Below are 1,090 nucleotides of genomic sequence, written 5' to 3'. Positions count from 1 at the left end.
CGCGAATTCAACTCCGAAGTGCACCACTCGCTAAATTAAGCTGCTTTACGTAATTCATTGAATACTACAGCAGGCTGTTTATATCCTAAACACTTTCTCGGTCTGGCATTTAATGTCCGCTCAATATCAGCAATCTGCTTGTCCGTTACAGTCCGTAAATCAGTACCTTTCTTGATGTACTGGCGCAGCAGCCCGTTGAAATTTTCATTCAGCCCACGCTCCCATGATGAGTATGGATTAGCGAAGTAAATATCTGTTTTCAACTTCTCTGCAACCCGCTCGTGATCACAGAATTCACTTCCATTGTCCGCAGTGATGGTCCGGACTTGGCCGCGATACCGCCACAGCATTCCTATCATTGCTCGGCTAACATCAATAGCACTCTTTGCTGGCACTTTACGTAGCAGGTATAGCTTACTTTTACGTTCAACTAAGCTTACAATCGCGCCTGTCCCTTGCTTGCCTAAAACGGTATCAGCCTCCCAGTCACCAAATCGCTTTTTCGTATCGACGATGGCTGGTCGATGTTCAATGCCTACGCGATTCGGAATTATGACTCGCTTGGCTCGACTGCCTTTTCGATATTTGCGGTGACCATGGCGCAACTGCTTAAACAGCTTGCCACCACGTAATTTATCACGCTGCACAAAACCGTAAATCCACTCATGGCTAACAGAGTAACCAATCATTTTACCCACGCCTGCGATCTGTTCAGGACTCCATTTTTGACTCAACCCGAACTCTACGAATGTGACAGTCAGCCCTGAAATATTATACTTCGCTGCCTGACATCGGCGCTTCATCGTTTTAGCGTGGGCGACCTCTGGTAGATAATGATTATCCCGAATTCTATTGCGCCGAACTTCGCGGCTTATCGTGCTGTGGCTAACACTCAGCCGCTTTCCAATTTCCCGGTAACTAAAACCCTCGCGTAAGTATGCCTCTATCTGGTATCTTTGTCCTTCGATCAACTGCTTGTAACTCATGGTAACTACTCTTGTTTTTTGGCGATTACAGAGTACCACCAACAGGCAGTTGATCTCTCCTCACCGATTAACCATGAGTGGTGCACTTATTATCTGAATTCGGG

1 protein-coding gene is annotated in these 1,090 nt (G+C 46.5%); it reads right to left on the bottom strand.

Annotated features, from left to right (window positions below; translation table 11 throughout):
- Window positions 1–35: 35 nt before the first annotated feature.
- A complete protein-coding gene (locus MHN30_RS23720; RefSeq protein WP_239361310.1) occupies window positions 36–986 on the bottom strand; it encodes an IS30 family transposase in 951 nt (316 codons plus the stop codon).
- Between the last annotated feature and the right edge of the window lie 104 nt (window positions 987–1,090).

Origin of the sequence: Pseudoalteromonas sp. OF7H-1, assembly GCF_022347825.1 — a bacterium.
In the GTDB taxonomy this organism is placed as follows: Bacteria; Pseudomonadota; Gammaproteobacteria; order Enterobacterales; family Alteromonadaceae; genus Pseudoalteromonas; species Pseudoalteromonas maricaloris.
The sequence above is the reverse complement of the archived record's forward strand: the minus strand, read 5'-3'. Positions and strand labels throughout refer to the sequence as shown.

Coding starts and splice junctions, on each gene's coding strand:
- MHN30_RS23720 (WP_239361310.1), bottom strand. CDS start 986: ATGAGTTACAAGCAGTTGATCGAAGGACAAAGATACCAGATAGAGGCA.